Origin of the sequence: Flavobacterium sp. ov086 (assembly GCF_900187965.1) — a bacterium.
In the GTDB taxonomy this organism is placed as follows: domain Bacteria; phylum Bacteroidota; class Bacteroidia; order Flavobacteriales; family Flavobacteriaceae; genus Flavobacterium.
In genome coordinates this window covers 38858-56490 of the sequence record NZ_FZNL01000002.1, presented here as the reverse complement: position 1 = coordinate 56490, position 17633 = coordinate 38858, and the positions used below count along the sequence as shown (strand labels likewise).

Genomic DNA, 17633 nt, shown 5'->3' with positions numbered 1-17633 from the left:
TGTAATGACAAGCAAAAAGAAGGATATATAATTGTAAAGATAAAATTAAACTTTTATTTTCAAGAATTTTTACATTGAAAATAAGGCGTTTTTTAGAATTTTAAATGTGTAAACATAATTAAGCCTTAAAACCTCTAAAGCCTTACCAGGATTTAAAAAATTTATAAGCCCTTTTCTCCGCATAAGAATATGTTGAATTACGCAATGGAAAAGCACAATGTCCTCCATATCGCGGAGTTTCAAGATAAACATATTCGCTGTCTTGTGCTATAGCTCTGGGATAACACCTTTCGCCTAAAAAAGGATCATCAAGAGAATTAATAATCAAAACAGGAGTGGTAATGTCTTTAAGTGAAAATTCAGGAGAAACACGCTGGTAGTAGTCATCTCTACTCGCAAATCCGTGTAACGGTGCGGTAAAATAATGATCAACTTCATCAAAAGAAGTAATTTTATCAATCTGATCACTATTTATAAAATCAGGAAACTGTGCTGCTTTGTGTTTCAGCTTTCTTTTAATATCGATTGTAAAATTCTTTAAATAAACTCTGTTAAAGCCCTGTTTTAATACTTCTGCACTTGTAGCAATATGAGTTGGTGCCGAAATCGAGACAGCTGCCTTTATACGTTTATCGATTTTTGTCCATCCTAAATAATTCAAAAGCTGAACACCTCCCATTGAATATCCAATTAAATAAACATCTTCGAATCCTTTTTTTAAAGCAAACTGCACTACTTCATCCAGATCATCAACTGCACCATGATGATAAAGTCTGGGAAGACGGTTCATTTCGCCTCCACAAGTACGATTGTTCCATGCAAAAACCGAAAAACCTTTCTGCTGAAAATAAGCCGCGCAGCTATTATTGTATGTTCTGCGGGAATCTCCTTCTAAACCATGACATAGAATGACTGCTTTTTTGGAGTCGTTTAGAATAAAATCGACATTGATAAAATCTCCGTCACTTAACTCAATTTTTTCTCTTGTGTATCCAGGAGCATCAAACCTTTTAAACAAAGCAGCGTAAATCGTAGAAACATGCCTGTTGCGATAAATAATAGAAGGGAAATCATATTCTGATTGTTCAATTATAGGCATGATAAAAAGGTTTTTGGTGCGTATACAAATTTAAGAAATCAATCAATAAGTAATTTTAAAACTATCTTTTTTATTTCATTTTTATGAATCATTACTAAAAAGAAGTTTACCACAAAGCTTAAGTCATTATAATCGGCATTATTTTGCCTTTTACTAAAATAACAGAAACAAAAAAATCCAAATCCCAATCGTGAAATTGGAATTTGGATTTTTTAATATTGAAATTTATCGGGTATTTAGTCTAAAATAAAACTAACACTTACGTTTGCTGTAACTTCGATTTCACCAATTGCTAAAGTTTCGTTTGAAGCTCCTGCTGAATCCATTGCCATAGATTTCATAGCAGCATACATTGGTTGTGGGTGATAAACCTGAGTATTATCAGAAATTGTATAAGCTTTACCAACTTTTTGTCCCAAAACCGAAACGTAATCTTCTGCTTTTAATTTAGCATCTTTAATAGCCAATTTACGAGCTTCTGTTTCAAGTTGCGCTAATTTAGAAGTTTCAAAAGAAACTCTATCGATACGATTGATTCCTTGTTGAACCAAACCTTCCATTAATTCATCGTACTTAGTTAAATCTTTTAATACAATTTCTACAGTTTGAGTAGCATTGTAACTGGTTTTCTTTTTTTCGTAATCGTATTGTGGATTAAGAGCAACTTGTTTCGTTTTAAAATCTGCTGTTGGAACATTCATTTTTTTAATGAATTTTAAAACAGCATCCATTTTTTCGTCATTTTGCTTTTTGACATCTTTAGCATTATTCCCTTTTGTTTCAACAGTTGCTGAAATACAAACCTGATCAGGTGCTACTTTTACTTTTCCTTCACCATTTACATTGATTTGAGGAATTTGTTTGGTTTCTTGAGCGTAAGACATAGTCATAAACATGATTGTTAAAAATAATACTACTTTCTTCATTTTTGTTATATTTAAGTTATTTGATAATGACTTTTCAAAAGTTGTGCCATTATTTAGAGCTTTCCCAATTTTGCCATTACAAAAAGTATAAAAATAGGAATAGCTAAAAGAATAACCATTAAAGTATGATCAACAAATAATGAAGGTTCTTTTAACAATGTTATCAAATAACCGCCCATAGCACCTCCAAAATGTGCTGTATGTCCAATATTATCATTTTTGGCACGCATTCCGTAAATCGAATATAATAAATATAAAATTCCAAATAAATATGCCGGTATTGGTATCACAAAGAAAATTCCTAGCATCATATCCGGCTGAAGCAATATTGCAGAGTATAAAACTCCTGTAACAGCTCCCGAAGCTCCAACGGCACGATAGCTATAATCATTTTTATGAAATAGCATTGTTAACAGACTTCCAAAGATTAAACTTCCAAAATAAACCAGAACGAAAGAGAAAGTTCCAAGCCATTGTATTACAACCGGCGCAAAAAACCAAAGCGTCATCATATTAAAGATCAAATGTATCATATCTACATGCAAAAACCCCGAAGAAAGCATTCTGATTTGTTCTCCTGAGCGGATACTTCCTACATGAAATTCGTATTTTCTAAAAAAAGAAAGATCGTTAAAACCTTTGTAACTTATCAAAACATTGGCAACTATAATTCCAATTAAAATGGTATTCATAAAAAACATTTATTGTGAATTGTAAATATAGTCATTCTTAAACATATGTTAGCGTCCATCCAAAATATCAGTGGTTATCCATTTTTAATTTATATTTGTAAAAAAAAATTACATGCAATTTCTCGTTTATATACTAGCCTATCCACTTCTATGGCTTATCTCTATACTTCCGTTTCGATTGTTTTATTGGTTTTCTGATTTCGTATATTTTCTAATTTACCGAGTTGTAGGCTACCGCAAAAAAGTGGTTCGCGAAAACTTAACCCTTACTTTACCACATTTAAGCGATGCTGAACGAAAAGAGATCGAAAAGAAATTCTACAAACATATGTGCGATATGTTTCTGGAAATGATTAAAACTATGAGCATGTCGCCTCAGGAAATGGAAAAAAGATTTAAAGTCACCAATCTTGATCTTATAAACGAATATGCCAAAAAAGGGAAAAGTGTTATTCTGGTAGCTTCTCACTATGCGAGTTATGAATGGCTTTTGACTATTAATACGAAAATTGATTTTCAGGGAATTGCTGTTTACAAAAAAGTTGCCAATCCATACTTTGATAAGTTGGTTCGAAAAATTCGTTCAAAATATGATACGGAATTAGTTGAAACTAGAAAAGCAATTCCGACAATGGCTCAAAATCAGCGTGACGGAATTTTAAGCATGTATGGTTTAGCAAGTGATCAATCACCAAAACTAGACCGAATTTTTCATTCGATGAAATTCATGGGAATCGAAGTTCCCGTACATACCGGTGCCGAAATGCTAGCTAAAAAATATGATTTAAGTGTAGTTTTTGTAAAAGTCAAAAAAGTAAGCCGCGGTTACTACGAAGCCACAATTATACCAATTGCAGACAATCCTAAAGAATACGAAAATTTTGACATTACCGAAAAGTATTTAAGAGAAGTTGAAAAACAAATTTACGAAGCTCCTGAATTTTATTTATGGACGCATAAAAGATGGAAACATCGTATTCAATAATAACTCAACTGCAAAAAATAAAGTCCAAAAAAGCAACATTCTTTTTTGGACTTTTTATTTATATTTGGAATAAATTTAGCGTGCCATAGGTACGTAATAGTTACCTTTTTGTTGCATACCTACAGCACGTCAATGAATTTTGAACCTATAATGACTACCTATATTTAGTGTCTAAAGGCACAAATTGCAGACTTTCAACCTTGGATTGCATTTATAATAAAAAACCTCTTCCATTAATTTGAAAGAGGTTCTTTATGTTTGAATTGCTAAAAATTAAATTCCTGCAATTGCTTTTATTTCATCAATAATTCGAAGAGCCAAAACATCTGCTTTTTCCTGAGAAGGAGCTTCAGTATAGATTCGGATAATTGGTTCTGTGTTCGATTTTCTTAAATGTACCCATTCTGTAGCAAAATCAATTTTCACACCGTCAATAGTTGTAATATCTTCGTTTTTATACTTTTCAGTCATTGCTACTAAAATTGCATCAACATCAATTTGTGGTGTTAATTCAATTTTGTTTTTGCTCATATAATATTCAGGATACGAAGCTCTCAATGCCGAAACTGACATTTTTTTATTTGCTAAATGCGTCAAAAATAAAGCAACTCCTACCAAACTATCTCTTCCATAATGAGATTCCGGATAAATAATTCCTCCGTTACCTTCACCACCAATAATAGCGTTGTTTTTTTTCATTAATTCAACAACATTCACTTCTCCAACTGCACTGGCTTCATATTTCCCACCGTGAGCAACAGTTACATCACGCAAAGCACGAGACGATGACATGTTTGAAACTGTGTTTCCTGGAGTTTTACTCAAAACATAATCGGCGCAAGCCACCAAAGTATACTCTTCACCAAACATTTCTCCGTCTTCGCAAATAAAAGCCAAACGATCAACATCCGGATCAACAACAACTCCAAGGTGCGCTTTTTCTTTAACAACCAATTCAGAGATGTCTGTTAAATGTTCTTTTAAAGGTTCTGGATTGTGAGGGAAATGTCCGTTTGGTTCACAATATAATTTTACTACTTCAACGCCCATTAATTCTAATAATCTTGGAATAATAATTCCTCCAGAAGAATTTACACCATCCACAACAACTTTAAATTTCGCCGCCTTTACAGCTTCAACATCTACTAAAGGTAAATTTAAAACCTCGTCGATATGAATATCCATATATGCATCATTTATCGTGATTTCGCCCAAACTATCCACATCTGAGAAATCAAAAGCTTCAGCATCAGCAATTTCAAGGATTTTTGCACCTTCTGCCCCGCTTAAAAACTCTCCTTTTTCATTTAGCAATTTCAAAGCATTCCATTGCTTTGGATTGTGAGAAGCAGTCAAAATAATTCCGCCATCAGCTTTTTCCAAAGGCACAGCAACTTCAACAGTTGGTGTAGTAGAAAGCCCTAGATCAATTACATTAATTCCTAAACCTACTAAAGTATTTACGACAAGATTGTGAATCATTGGTCCTGAGATTCTGGCGTCACGACCAATTACAACAGTTAATTTTTCTTTTGAAGTATTGTTTTTCAGAAAAGTACCATATGCCGATGCAAATTTTACAGCATCAACTGGAGTCAGGTTATCTCCTACTTTTCCACCGATTGTTCCTCGTATACCTGAAATTGATTTTATTAAAGTCATTTTTGTGAGTTATAGTTACCAGTTACAAATATAAAAAAGTTACTGAGGTTCTAAGTTGCTAAGTTGCTAAGAATTTTTAAAAAAGTTGCTGAGTCACTAAGTTACTATCCCGAGGCTTCGGGACTAAGATTCTATAATGTCTTATAAACAAGTGGTTAAGTGGCTAAAAGACTAAGCTCATGGGATTTAATAACATTAACTTTAGAAGCCATATCATTCAATAAAACGATATGAAAAAGTTTTCATACTTTTACAAGAGAGAACTTAGTCCCGAAGCCTCGGGGTAGTCCCAAAGCTTAGGCATAATAACTAAAAAACTTAACAACATAGTATCTCAGATACTTAGCACCTCTAAAAAAAGAACCCTAGAACCTCACAAAAAATGAACTTCCTAGCCCATATATATCTTTCTGGTGAAAATGATCTGATTAAAATTGGCAATTTTATGGCCGATGGAATTCGGGGAAAACAATTTGAGCATTTTCCTGAGGATGTCCAAAAAGGAATCATTCTTCATCGTTTTATTGATACTTATACAGATTCACATGATGTTTTTAGACAAAGTACCAAGCGTTTACATGACAAATACCATCATTATGCCGGTGTAATTGTAGATATTCTCTACGATCACTTTTTAGCCAAAAACTGGGAAAAATATTCTGATGAAAAACTGGATCGTTTCGTTAACCGATTTTACAGAGCTTTGCATGAAAATTATCCAATTCTAACAGAAAGAACACAGGATTTAATGCCAACTATGATTCGCGAAAACTGGCTTTGGAGTTATCATAGTGTAGACGGCATTCAGCATATTTTAACTCAAATGGACCGAAGATCAAAAAATCAATCCAAAATGCAGTTTGCAACTCAGGAACTCAAAGAGTTTTATTCGGAATTTGAAAGTGAGTTTGGTCTTTTCTTTGAAGATATAAAACAGCAAGCCAATCAAAAATTACTTTCTCTATAAAATCTGTAAGATTCTATACCTTAAAATACCACATTACTTTTTATGAAAAAAATCACCCTTTTATTCAGCTTTATTTCTCTTTATTGTTCTGCTCAGGAAGTTGTTAAACCAACAGGTTTAGTCGCAACAAAAGCGATGGTCGTTTCTGCACGTCAGGAAGCTTCAAAAATTGGCGCTGACATTATGAAGAAAGGCGGAAATGCTTTTGACGCTATGGTTGCCACCGAATTGGCTTTGGCAGTTGCTTATCCGTATGCCGGAAATATTGGCGGCGGCGGATTTATGGTCTACCGAAAAGCAAATGGCGAAGTTGGTTCATTAGATTATCGCGAAAAAGCTCCATTGGCAGCAACAAAAGATATGTTTCTGGATAAAGACGGAAATGTAATAAAAGGAAAAAGCACCGAAACTGCGTTAGCAATTGGTATTCCCGGAACTGTAGCCGGAGTTTTTGCGGTTCATAAAAAATTAGGTTCCTTACCAATGTCCGAAATTTTGAAACCTGTTATCGCTCTTGCCGAAAGAGGTGTAATTGTAACTCAAAAACAACAAAAACAACTCGAAAATTATTATGATGCTATTGTCAAAGCAAATGGGCCAAACACGCTTATGGCGGGGAAATTCAAGGAAAATGACACGATTAAATATCCCGCTTTGGCAAGCACTTTGAAACGCATTCTAAAAAACGGAAAAGATGAATTCTATAAGGGTAAAACGGCTAAAATTTTAGTTGATTATCTGCAAAAAAGAGGTGGAATTATCACGCTTAAAGATTTAGCAACTTATGAAGCGAAATGGAGAAAACCGCTACAATTTAATTATAAAGATTTAAAAATAACTTCAATGTCGCCTCCAAGCAGCGGTGGAATCTGTCTGGCACAAATCATGAAAATGATTGCTCCTTATGATTTATCAAAAATGGGACATAATTCTGAAGAATCGATCCAGGTAATTGTTGAAGCAGAAAGAAGAGCTTATGCCGACAGAAGTCAGTTTCTAGGTGATCCTGATTTTGTAAAAATTCCGATCAACGCTCTATTAACCGATTCCTATTTAAAAGACAGAATGTCAAGTTTTGATGTAAACAAAGCCAGTTTATCATCGGATATAAAAGAAGGAAAAGTAACGTATAACGAAAGCACCGAAACTACACATTATTCGATTGTAGATGCACAAGGAAATGCTGTTGCGGCAACAACGACAATAAATGACGGTTTTGGGTCTAAATATTATTGTGATGAATTGGGTTTCTTTTTAAACAACGAAATGGATGATTTTAGTGCAAAACCAGGATCTCCAAATATGTTTGGTTTAGTAGGAAATGAGGCTAACAGTATTGCTCCAAAAAAGAGAATGTTAAGTTCAATGACTCCAACGATTGTAGAGAAAAACGGAAATCTGTTTATGGTTGTTGGTTCTCCCGGAGGTTCTACTATTATTACTTCTGTTTTACAGGCAATTCTAAATGTTTACGAGTACAATTTAAGCATGCAGGAAGCCGTAAATGCACCACGTTTTCACCATCAATGGCTCCCGGATTTAATTACTTTTGAGCCAAATGCTTTTGACACTACTACTATTGATAAACTAAAAGCAAAAGGATATTTAATCAACGAAAAAACAACTCCTGTAATTGGAAAATTGGATTGTATTTTGGTTTTACCAAACAAAAGTCTTGAAGGTGGCGCCGATTTTCGCGGAGACGATACAGCAGTTGGTTTTTAAATTAAAAACAGATTTTTCTGTAAAAACAACACAAAATTAAATGCTATGAGCTAAATTTGTAGTTTCCCTAACTCTTTACAAACAGAATGCTAAAAAAATATTTTAGAAAACTAGAAAGCATCATCGCTTTAGGACAGTCATTGATGACGCCAAAGCAATTTATTTTTTTATCAAGTGTTTTAATTGGTATTTCTTGTTCTTTGGCAGTAATCGTTTTAAAAACTTTTGCCCATAGTGTTTTCTCTTTTGCGACGTACATCAACGGAATCTTAAAATTAAGTTTCATCAACAGTATTTTGCCAATTATTGGTATTGTACTTACTGTTTTTGTTGTAAAAAGGGTCCTAAACGGAACTATAGAAAAAGGAACTTCACAAATTCTTTATGCCGTTGCTAAAAAAGCAAGTATCATCCCGAAAAAACAAATGTACGCGCAAATCGTAACGAGTTCCTTAACCGTTGGCCTGGGAGGTTCTGCAGGTCTTGAAAGCCCTATTGTAGTTACAGGAGCCGCTTTTGGATCCAATTTTGCTCAAAATTATAAATTACCATATAAAGACAGAACTTTGTTGATTGGCTGTGGTGTTGCAGCAGGAATTTCAGCCGCTTTTAACGCTCCAATTGCCGGAGTTCTATTTGCTATTGAAGTTTTGTTGGTCGATGTAAGTATCTCGGCATTTACTCCAATCATGATTTCAGCAGCAACCGGAGCTTTGGTTTCTGCAATTGTTCTGGATGAAACGATTTTATTATCCTTCAAAAAACAAGAAGCTTTTAATTATCATAACATTCCATTTTATGTTCTTCTGGGAATTTTGACCGGATTTATAGCCGTATATTATGCAAGAAACTTTCAAAGAGTTGAGCATTATTTTGCTAATCTGAAAATGGGAGCCTACAAAAAAGCCTTAATTGGTTCTTCATTATTAGCATTGCTGATTTTCATTTTTCCAACGCTTTTTGGGGAAGGTTACGAAAGCATCAAAACACTATCTGAATCAGATCCGGGAAAAATCTTAGACAATACTTTGTTTGGAGATTTCAGAAACAATCAATGGGTTTTATTACTCTTTGTGGGTTGTACTATGATGGTAAAAGTATTTGCTTCGGGGCTAACTATCGGAAGTGGCGGAAACGGAGGTAACTTTGCTCCTTCCCTATTTTTAGGATCTTATTTGGGATACTTCTTCTCGAAATTTATCACACTAATTGGTTTAGCAAAATTGCCCATAAGTAACTTTACAATGGTAGGAATGGCTGGAATTTTGAGCGGATTATTTCACGCGCCGCTAACAGCAATCTTCTTAATTGCCGAAATCACTGGCGGTTACAGTTTGATGATTCCGCTTATGATTGTATCTTCAATAAGTTTTGCGATTTCTAAACGTTTCGAAAAATATTCTCTGGATGTAAAAGGTCTGGCTAAAAAAGGACATGCTTTTACAAGCAATAAAGATTCAAACATTCTGTCTACATTAGATATTGATACTATCATTCAATGCGATTATTTAACGGTACACCCTGATGATAATTTAAGCAAATTAGTTGATTTGATTTCACATTCTAATCAAGTCGTTTTTGCGGTTGTAAACAACGAAAAAGAACTGGTTGGTATCGTTCATTTTAATGATATCCGCGAAATTATTTTCAACTCTTATCGTGTAAAATATACTATAATCAAAGATGTCATGAAAGCTCCGGCTGCCACTATTTCTTCTTTTGACAGTATGGAAATTGTAATGAGCAAATTCGAAAAATCAAAAACGGCTTTTCTTCCGGTTATCCGAAATGATAAATATTACGGTTTCATTTCCAAATCTATAGCACTTGAAGCCTATAGAACCAAACTGCGTTCTATGACAATTGAGTAAGCTTAATATCGGATAAGTTAAAAATTAGAGTTATCCGATATTAAGAAGTATCTTTGTGGGATTATGTGGAATATAGACCTAACATACAGAGAAGAATTTCAATCGACATTTGATCGATTGTACCAAAAAAGGCTTGATTTGCAAAATAGCAGACCATTGCCCAATATCGCTTTACACAAAATTCGCGAGAGCTTATCTTTAGAATGGACCTACAATTCAAACAGTATCGAAGGAAATACCATGAGTTTACGTGAAACCCAAATGGTTATTCAGGAAGGAATTACGATTAAAGGAAAATCGCTTCGGGAACATTTTGAAACGCACAATCACGACAAAGCAATTGATTATTTGTATTCGATTGTTGATACTAATTATAGCCTGAGAAGTATCGATATTTTATCGATTCACGGATTGGTTTTACGTTCTATCGAAGATGATTTTGCAGGACGTTTACGAAACGGTGGCGTACGTATTTCAGGCGCTAATTTTATGCCTCCAAATGCCAATAAAGTTTCAGATTATCTCGATGAATTAATTGAGTTTATCAATACAAATCCGTTAGGTTTAAACGATATTGAACTGGCAACAATTTACCATCATAAACTAGTTTGGATTCATCCTTTTTTTGACGGAAACGGTCGTACGGTTCGTTTAAGCATGAATTTAATTTTGATGCGTTGTGGTTTTCCTCCGGCTATAATCCTTAAAAATGATAGAAAAAAGTATTATGAAGCACTCAATCAGGCTAATAATGGTAATTATCAAAAGTTAACGCTTTTGATGTGTCAGGCTTTAGAACGAACGCTCAATATTTACTTAAATGCAATGCCGGGAAGCAGTTATGATTTCCAACCTATTATAGATATTGTAAGTGAACCTAGTGCTCCATACGGTCAGGAATATGTTAGTTTACTTGCCAGAACAGGTAAAATAGACGCTTATAAAGAAGGTCGAAACTGGTATACAACCAAAGAAGCAATTGAAGAATATATGGCAACAAGAAAAAGAAAACGCTAACTTAGGTTAGCGTTTTTTGTTACTATTTGTAACATAAAGTTTTGTTCTCTAGTACTAAAAGAACAAATCAAAGTGGTAACTTTGCGTTTTGCTCAAATTATGTTAGAAAAAGACAATACTATTGAAGTTCTTGGTGCAAGGGTTCATAATCTGAAAAATATCGATATTTCCATTCCTCGTGAAAAACTGGTTGTAATTACCGGTCTTTCGGGTTCGGGGAAATCATCTTTGGCGTTTGATACCATTTATGCCGAAGGACAGCGTCGTTATGTGGAAACTTTCTCTGCTTATGCGAGACAGTTTCTTGGCGGTTTAGAACGTCCTGATGTCGACAAAATTGACGGACTTTCGCCTGTTATCGCAATTGAACAAAAAACAACCAGTAAAAGTCCGCGTTCTACCGTTGGGACTATTACTGAAATATATGATTTCCTAAGACTTCTTTACGCTCGTGGTGCCGATGCTTACAGTTACAACACCGGCGAGAAAATGGTTTCTTATTCTGATGATCAGATTAAAGATTTGATCATACAGGATTTTAACGGAAAACGAATCAATATTCTCGCTCCGATTATTAGAGCCAGAAAAGGTCATTATGCCGAGTTATTCCAACAAATTACCAAGCAAGGTTTCCTGAAAGTTCGTGTAAATGGCGAAGTTCAGGATTTGGTTTCGGGAATGAAACTCGATCGTTACAAAACTCACGACATCGAAATTGTAGTTGACCGAATGCTGATTGAAAATACCGAAGACAATCAAAAACGATTGGCAGAAAGTATTAATACAGCAATGCATCATGGCGAAAATGTCTTGATGATTTTAGATCAGGATACCAATGAAGTACGTTATTTCAGTAGAAATTTAATGTGTCCTACAACCGGAATTTCATATCAAAATCCGGAACCTAATTTATTCTCTTTCAACTCCCCAAAAGGAGCTTGCCCGCATTGTAATGGATTAGGAACAGTTCACGAAATCAATGTCAAAAAGATCATTCCGAATCCCAAATTATCGATTAAAGCCGGAGGTTTTGCTCCGCTTGGTGAATATAAATCGTCTTGGATTTTTAAACAATTAGAAGTTATTGGAGAAAAATTCAGTTTCAAACTGACAGATCCAATCGAGAAGATTCCGGAAGAAGCCATGAACATGATTTTGCATGGCGGAAAAGAAAAATTCACCGTAAACTCAAAAGATTTAGGCGTTACGCGCGATTATAAAATTGATTTTGAAGGAATTTCGCATTTCATCAAAAATCAATATGACGAAAGTGCATCAACAACTATAAAACGTTGGGCAAAAGACTTCATGGACGAAATTAATTGTCCGGTTTGTGAAGGTTCTCGTTTGAAAAAAGAAGCGCAGTTTTTTAGAGTTAATGGAAAAAATATCACTGAATTGTGTGATATGGATATTTCAGATCTAACGACTTGGTTTCAGGATTTAAATGCACATTTAACAGACAAACAACTTTTGATTGCATCAGAAGTCGTAAAAGAAATAAAAGACCGTTTGAACTTCCTGATGAATGTTGGTTTGAATTATTTGGCTTTAAGCCGAAGTTCAAAATCACTTTCGGGAGGTGAAGCACAGCGTATTCGATTGGCAACCCAAATAGGTTCACAATTGGTGGGTGTTTTATATATCCTTGATGAACCAAGTATTGGTTTGCACCAAAGAGATAACGAAAAACTGATTCATTCTTTGGAACAATTACGTGATATAGGGAACTCGGTTATCGTGGTAGAACATGATAAAGATATGATCGAGCGTGCCGATTATGTTATTGATATTGGTCCGAAAGCAGGTAAATATGGCGGAGAAATCATTAGTATTGGAACTCCGGCAGAAACTCTAAAATCGAACACCATTACCGCTCAATATTTGAATGGTACAATGAAATTAGAGATTCCGAAAGAGCGTCGTAAAGGAAACGGAAAGTTCTTAAAGCTGTCTGGAGCAACTGGAAACAACTTAAAAAATGTTTCGATCGAATTGCCTTTAGGACAATTGATTTGCGTTACGGGAGTTTCAGGAAGTGGAAAATCGACTTTGATCAACGAAACCCTCTATCCTATTTTGAACGCTTATTATTTTAATGGCGTAAAAAAACCACAGCCTTATAAAAAGATTGAAGGTCTGGAACATATTGACAAAGTAATTGATATCGACCAAAGCCCGATTGGAAGAACGCCACGTTCGAATCCAGCAACTTATACAGAAGTTTTTACCGAAATAAGAAACTTGTTTACGATGACTTCTGAAAGTATGATTCGTGGTTACAAAGCAGGACGTTTTAGCTTCAATGTAAAAGGCGGACGTTGCGAAACCTGTGAAGGTTCTGGTGTTAGAACTATCGAAATGAACTTTTTACCGGATGTTTATGTTGAATGCGAAACGTGTCAGGGAAAACGTTTTAACAGAGAAACTTTAGAGATTCGTTACAAAGGAAAATCAATTTCGGATGTATTGAATATGACGGTTGATGAAGCGGTTCCGTTTTTTGAAATGATTCCGAAGATTTATAGAAAAGTAAAAACGATTCAGGATGTTGGCTTAGGATATATCACACTTGGGCAGCAAAGTACAACGCTTTCCGGTGGTGAAGCGCAACGTATAAAACTTGCCGGAGAATTATCTAAAAAAGATACCGGAAATACGTTTTATATCTTAGATGAACCTACAACCGGATTGCATTTTGAAGACATTCGTGTTTTAATGGATGTGATTAATAAATTGGTAGATAAAGGAAATACAATCCTGGTTATCGAACATAATATGGACGTGATTAAACTAGCTGATTATATTATAGATATTGGTCCCGAAGGCGGAAAAGGCGGCGGACAATTAATCGCCAAAGGAACTCCTGAAGAAGTAGCTAAAAATAAAAAAAGCTATACAGCGAAGTTTTTGAAAAAAGAATTAGAGAATTAGAATCATGATATCTTTGCCAAAGTTTTAAAACTTTGACAAAGATTTACTTAATTTCTAAGTAGTCAAATATCCATGTTTGATTAAATCATTTTTCTCATTAATCTTAATTTTTATACCATCTTTTATTAAGAAAATTTTGTCTGCAATTTCCATCGCATCTTGATAATAATGATCCGTCAGAATTATTCCTTTTGCATCTTTTAAAGTATTTAAAAAATCTTTAATTATTTCTACAAATAATGGCTCAACCATTGAGAAAGGTTCATCTAATAATAAAAACTTGTGATTTAAATTGCCTAGTAAAATAATTTCTAGATACCTTCTTTCACCCATAGACAAATGCCCAATTTTTCGATTCTGAATGGAGTTTATTCGAGGAGCATAAAATACTTTATCTTGTTTATTAGCATCGCTAAAATACATCAAGATTATTTCTGAAACTTTAAGATTCTTGGGTAAAAAATTATTTTGCGGCAAGTACCCAATTCTATTATCTAAAATAACATTATTATCTTTAATTAATTCTCCATCAATTCTAACTTCAATGCTGTCGGGAATTATAGTTCCATAAATAAGTTTTAGAAAAGTTGATTTACCACTCCCGTTTCTTCCAAAAATAACATTTATCTCACCTGTACTAATTTCTAAAGACAAATCTTTCAGAATTTGCTTTCCTCTAAAAGATTTATTTAAATTTTTAATTTCTAAAAAGCTCATGTTATTTCACTAAATAATAAATTGCAAAAACAAAAATTGATATAAAAACATTAAAAAATAAAACCGTCATATTCAATCTTAGCTCAGTAAATCCTAAATTATGATAGAAATAATATTCATTGCTATAAAAATATTTAAAACTTAAAATCCCAAAAAAAGTACCAATAGTTGCAAAAATAAAAGGTATATAGATATAATTAAAAAATAAAATACCTAAAACGAAAGAGTAAATAAAATTGAATAAATTAACATCCCAAAAATATTTAAATATAACTTTCAGCATTTATTTTACTCTATTAAAAATATACAATTGACTTTGCGAATTGCTAATCAAGGAAAAAGAACTCGGATGCTCCTTTAAGTTCCCATAGAAAAGCTCCATCTTTATTTTATCAGAATTAATAAAATCTAGTAATCCTAAGATCTTTACTTCATGACCATTTTTAACAACTGTCATATCAATCCATACAGGTTGTTTATTAAAATCTGTAATAAAACTAAACGTTGGAGAAGCGTTAGCATTTTGAAACATTACTGCCAAATTATCTTCACTAAATTCTATAGAATTAATACTAGCAAACTCTTCACTATTTATCCATCGTCCTACCAATTTTATTTCTTGTGAATAGATATAGCAATCACAAAATACGAAGATCATACTTAAAAAGAAAATTTCCTTTATTTTAATTTTCATAATAACTCATTTTATAACAGAAGCACAACTATAAATAAATCTATAGTTGTGCTAAATTACTTTTTACAAATTAAATCGGTTGACAGCGCATGCTAAACAACCAACAAACAAACCCGGCAAAATCACTGTCCACATTACTAGGGCCAACAGCAGATTCTAAATCTATAGTTTCACTTTTATCAAAAGCAATTAATTCAGTCTGAACTGTTTTACTTTCTTCAGAAACAAGATATTGAACATTTTCTTTAGTATTTGCATTTGATACACTTACAAATGCCATCAATGCAATAGCAGAATAAATTATTTTTTTCATTTTGGATTATTTAAAGATTAATAATTAAAAACTACATAAAATATCACGACAATTTTAACGTAAGACAAATATTACTTATTTTCTTGAAATTAAAAATGTGAATATAAAGCACATTATGTGTTTTTGCGAATATTAACAAAATAAAACTTATATTTATTTAAATTTAATGCAATCATAAAAGCCTAAAATATATCATGATAAAACTAAAATTAAAAGCCAAACGAAAGGAAAAAAAATTATCTCAAGAAGAATTTGCTGAACTATTATTTATGGATCAATCACAATATAATAGGAGAGAAAACGGACAAATTAAAATATCAGATGACGAATGGAAAAGAATGGCAATTATATTAAACGTTAAGATCGATCAAATTTTTGAATCCGATAATACGACATATAGCAATAATCACGAACACAAGGAAAAAGATAATTCTAAAGCTACTACATTGAAAATCAAAATTAAAATAAATCCAAATCAAGTAAATGAGATCTCTAATAAATTGAATCAATTATTAAAACTTTTTGAAAAAAAAGGCACATAAAATTATCTAGTATTAATATGCAATGATTTTGCAACAGTTGATTGACTATTAATAAAAATATAAATTTCTTGAAAAGTCAAGCTTTAATAATTGACTTAGTGAATTTCTAGAAAATACCGTTAGTCATTCCAATTTACCAATCTCCTGATAATGAATCTCAAACCAAAAACATCGCTAAAGAAATGTTACATTTAAATTAATAAATCCTCATTTCGGTAACAATTCTCAAAAAAAGCAGTAATTTAGTACGCCCTTTTTGTCAAAGTTTTTGATTTTGACAAATTTTTCAGGGGATAAAAACAAAAGTTCAATTGAAAACTGGTACCTAGCCCTGAAGTGTCGGGAAACATCATTTTGTGGCGGTCCCGAGGCTTCGGAAGCAAAAAATATAGCGGACAGCAGGACACGAGCGATAGCGAACTGACGAAGTAAATAGCTCCTTCAACTACGCTCAGGATTACAATAATAAAAACGACACAGCTAGAAATAAAAATATAAATAATTAAAATACCTAAAATGAGATTAGAAGATTTTGATAATGATGAGGACAAAGTAATTCAGGACCGTTTGAAACAAAAAACGTGGAATGAAATTAGAACAAATGACAGCTGGGCGATTTTTAAAATCATGGCTGAATTTGTAAATGGATATGAAAGCATGGGACGTATTGGTCCGTGTGTATCGATTTTTGGTTCGGCGAGAACAAAACCAGATGATAAATATTATTTATTAGCTGAAAAAATTGCCTATAAAATCAGTAAGGCAGGTTACGGTGTAATCACAGGAGGTGGTCCCGGAATTATGGAAGCTGGAAATAAAGGTGCACATTTAGGCGGCGGAACTTCGGTTGGATTAAATATCGAATTGCCATTTGAACAACATTTTAACCCTTATATTGATCACGATAAAAACCTGAATTTCGATTATTTCTTTGTGAGAAAAGTAATGTTCGTTAAGTATTCGCAAGGTTTTGTGGTTATGCCTGGAGGTTTTGGAACCTTAGATGAAATGTTTGAGGCAATTACTTTGATTCAGACTAAGAAAATTGGGAAATTCCCAATTATTCTGGTTGGTGTTGAATTTTGGTCTGGATTAATTGACTGGGTAAAAACGGTTTTGGTTGAAAAAATGCACACGGTAAGCCCTGAAGATTTGAACTTATTTAAAATAGTAGACACTGAAGATGAAGTAGTTGACGTTCTAGATAAATTCTATAAAAAATACGATTTAAGTCCAAATTTCTAACTTTTAAGTTATATCGTAATTTAAGTTAATGTAACTTTAATAAAAAGGAAAATAATTGCTTAAATGAATAAATAACGTTAAGTATCACAAAAATTGAAAGCTGTTTTTTAAAACAGCTTTTTTTATGCTATTTTTACATAAAACCAAAACAATTATATGCTCGTAATTTAAGTTATATTCACAAATATCCGAACTATCCTTGAAACCAATTTATAGAATTACATTATTTGTTTTAGTTTTATTA

The 17633-nt window shown here is 33.1% G+C and carries 15 protein-coding genes; 8 read left to right on the top strand and 7 right to left on the bottom strand.

Annotated features, from left to right (window positions below; translation table 11 throughout):
- Positions 1-142: 142 nt before the first annotated feature.
- The 3 genes from CHB81_RS02535 to CHB81_RS02525 form a co-directional block, all read right to left on the bottom strand.
- A complete protein-coding gene (locus tag CHB81_RS02535; protein ID WP_089350325.1) occupies positions 143-1099 on the bottom strand; it encodes a YheT family hydrolase in 957 nt (318 codons plus the stop codon).
- Between the two features lie 236 nt (positions 1100-1335).
- Entirely contained in the window at positions 1336-2025 is a 690-nt protein-coding gene (locus tag CHB81_RS02530) for an SIMPL domain-containing protein (protein ID WP_089350324.1), read from the bottom strand.
- A gap of 53 nt (positions 2026-2078) precedes the next feature.
- Entirely contained in the window at positions 2079-2717 is a 639-nt protein-coding gene (locus tag CHB81_RS02525; RefSeq protein ID WP_089350323.1) for a rhomboid family intramembrane serine protease, read from the bottom strand.
- 112 nt (positions 2718-2829) lie between these two features.
- Between CHB81_RS02525 and CHB81_RS02520 the strand changes: the two genes are divergently transcribed.
- Positions 2830-3702 (top strand): lysophospholipid acyltransferase family protein, encoded by an 873-nt coding sequence (locus CHB81_RS02520; protein WP_089350322.1) that lies wholly within the window; start codon positions 2830-2832, stop codon positions 3700-3702.
- Positions 3703-3975: 273 nt separating this feature from the next.
- Here the strand turns inward: CHB81_RS02520 and glmM are convergent, their stop codons facing one another.
- A complete protein-coding gene (gene glmM, locus CHB81_RS02515) occupies positions 3976-5364 on the bottom strand; it encodes a phosphoglucosamine mutase (protein WP_089350321.1) in 1389 nt (462 codons plus the stop codon).
- 382 nt (positions 5365-5746) lie between these two features.
- Between glmM and CHB81_RS02510 the strand changes: the two genes are divergently transcribed.
- The 5 genes from CHB81_RS02510 (at position 5747) to uvrA (ending at position 13878) form a co-directional block, all read left to right on the top strand.
- Complete coding sequence (locus tag CHB81_RS02510; RefSeq protein ID WP_089350320.1) at positions 5747-6331, top strand: ACP phosphodiesterase; 585 nt, start codon at positions 5747-5749, stop codon at positions 6329-6331.
- Between the two features lie 42 nt (positions 6332-6373).
- Positions 6374-8056, top strand: a complete 1683-nt coding sequence (ggt, locus tag CHB81_RS02505) for a gamma-glutamyltransferase (protein WP_089350319.1) — start codon at positions 6374-6376, stop codon at positions 8054-8056.
- An 86-nt stretch (positions 8057-8142) separates the two neighbouring features.
- The gene (locus CHB81_RS02500; protein ID WP_089350318.1) at positions 8143-9927 is read left to right on the top strand and encodes a chloride channel protein; all 1785 of its coding nucleotides are present in this window, start codon (positions 8143-8145) and stop codon (positions 9925-9927) included.
- A gap of 63 nt (positions 9928-9990) precedes the next feature.
- Positions 9991-10944: a Fic family protein gene (locus CHB81_RS02495; protein ID WP_089350317.1), complete on the top strand. Its 954-nt coding sequence runs from the start codon at positions 9991-9993 to the stop codon at positions 10942-10944.
- A 99-nt stretch (positions 10945-11043) separates the two neighbouring features.
- The gene (gene uvrA / locus CHB81_RS02490) at positions 11044-13878 is read left to right on the top strand and encodes an excinuclease ABC subunit UvrA (protein ID WP_089350316.1); all 2835 of its coding nucleotides are present in this window, start codon (positions 11044-11046) and stop codon (positions 13876-13878) included.
- A 54-nt stretch (positions 13879-13932) separates the two neighbouring features.
- Here the strand turns inward: uvrA and CHB81_RS02485 are convergent, their stop codons facing one another.
- The 3 genes from CHB81_RS02485 to CHB81_RS02470 all read right to left on the bottom strand — a co-directional run bounded on the left by CHB81_RS02485 (position 13933) and on the right by CHB81_RS02470 (position 15602).
- Positions 13933-14595: an ATP-binding cassette domain-containing protein gene (locus CHB81_RS02485; protein ID WP_089350315.1), complete on the bottom strand. Its 663-nt coding sequence runs from the start codon at positions 14593-14595 to the stop codon at positions 13933-13935.
- Between the two features lie 283 nt (positions 14596-14878).
- On the bottom strand, positions 14879-15289 hold the full coding sequence (locus CHB81_RS02475) for a hypothetical protein (protein ID WP_089350313.1): 411 nt from the start codon (positions 15287-15289) through the stop codon (positions 14879-14881).
- Between the two features lie 70 nt (positions 15290-15359).
- Entirely contained in the window at positions 15360-15602 is a 243-nt protein-coding gene (locus tag CHB81_RS02470) for a hypothetical protein (RefSeq protein ID WP_089350312.1), read from the bottom strand.
- A gap of 194 nt (positions 15603-15796) precedes the next feature.
- Between CHB81_RS02470 and CHB81_RS02465 the strand changes: the two genes are divergently transcribed.
- Positions 15797-16144: a helix-turn-helix transcriptional regulator gene (locus tag CHB81_RS02465; RefSeq protein ID WP_089350311.1), complete on the top strand. Its 348-nt coding sequence runs from the start codon at positions 15797-15799 to the stop codon at positions 16142-16144.
- Positions 16145-16660: 516 nt separating this feature from the next.
- Positions 16661-17389: a TIGR00730 family Rossman fold protein gene (locus CHB81_RS02460; protein WP_089054389.1), complete on the top strand. Its 729-nt coding sequence runs from the start codon at positions 16661-16663 to the stop codon at positions 17387-17389.
- The last annotated feature ends 244 nt before the right edge of the window (positions 17390-17633 follow it).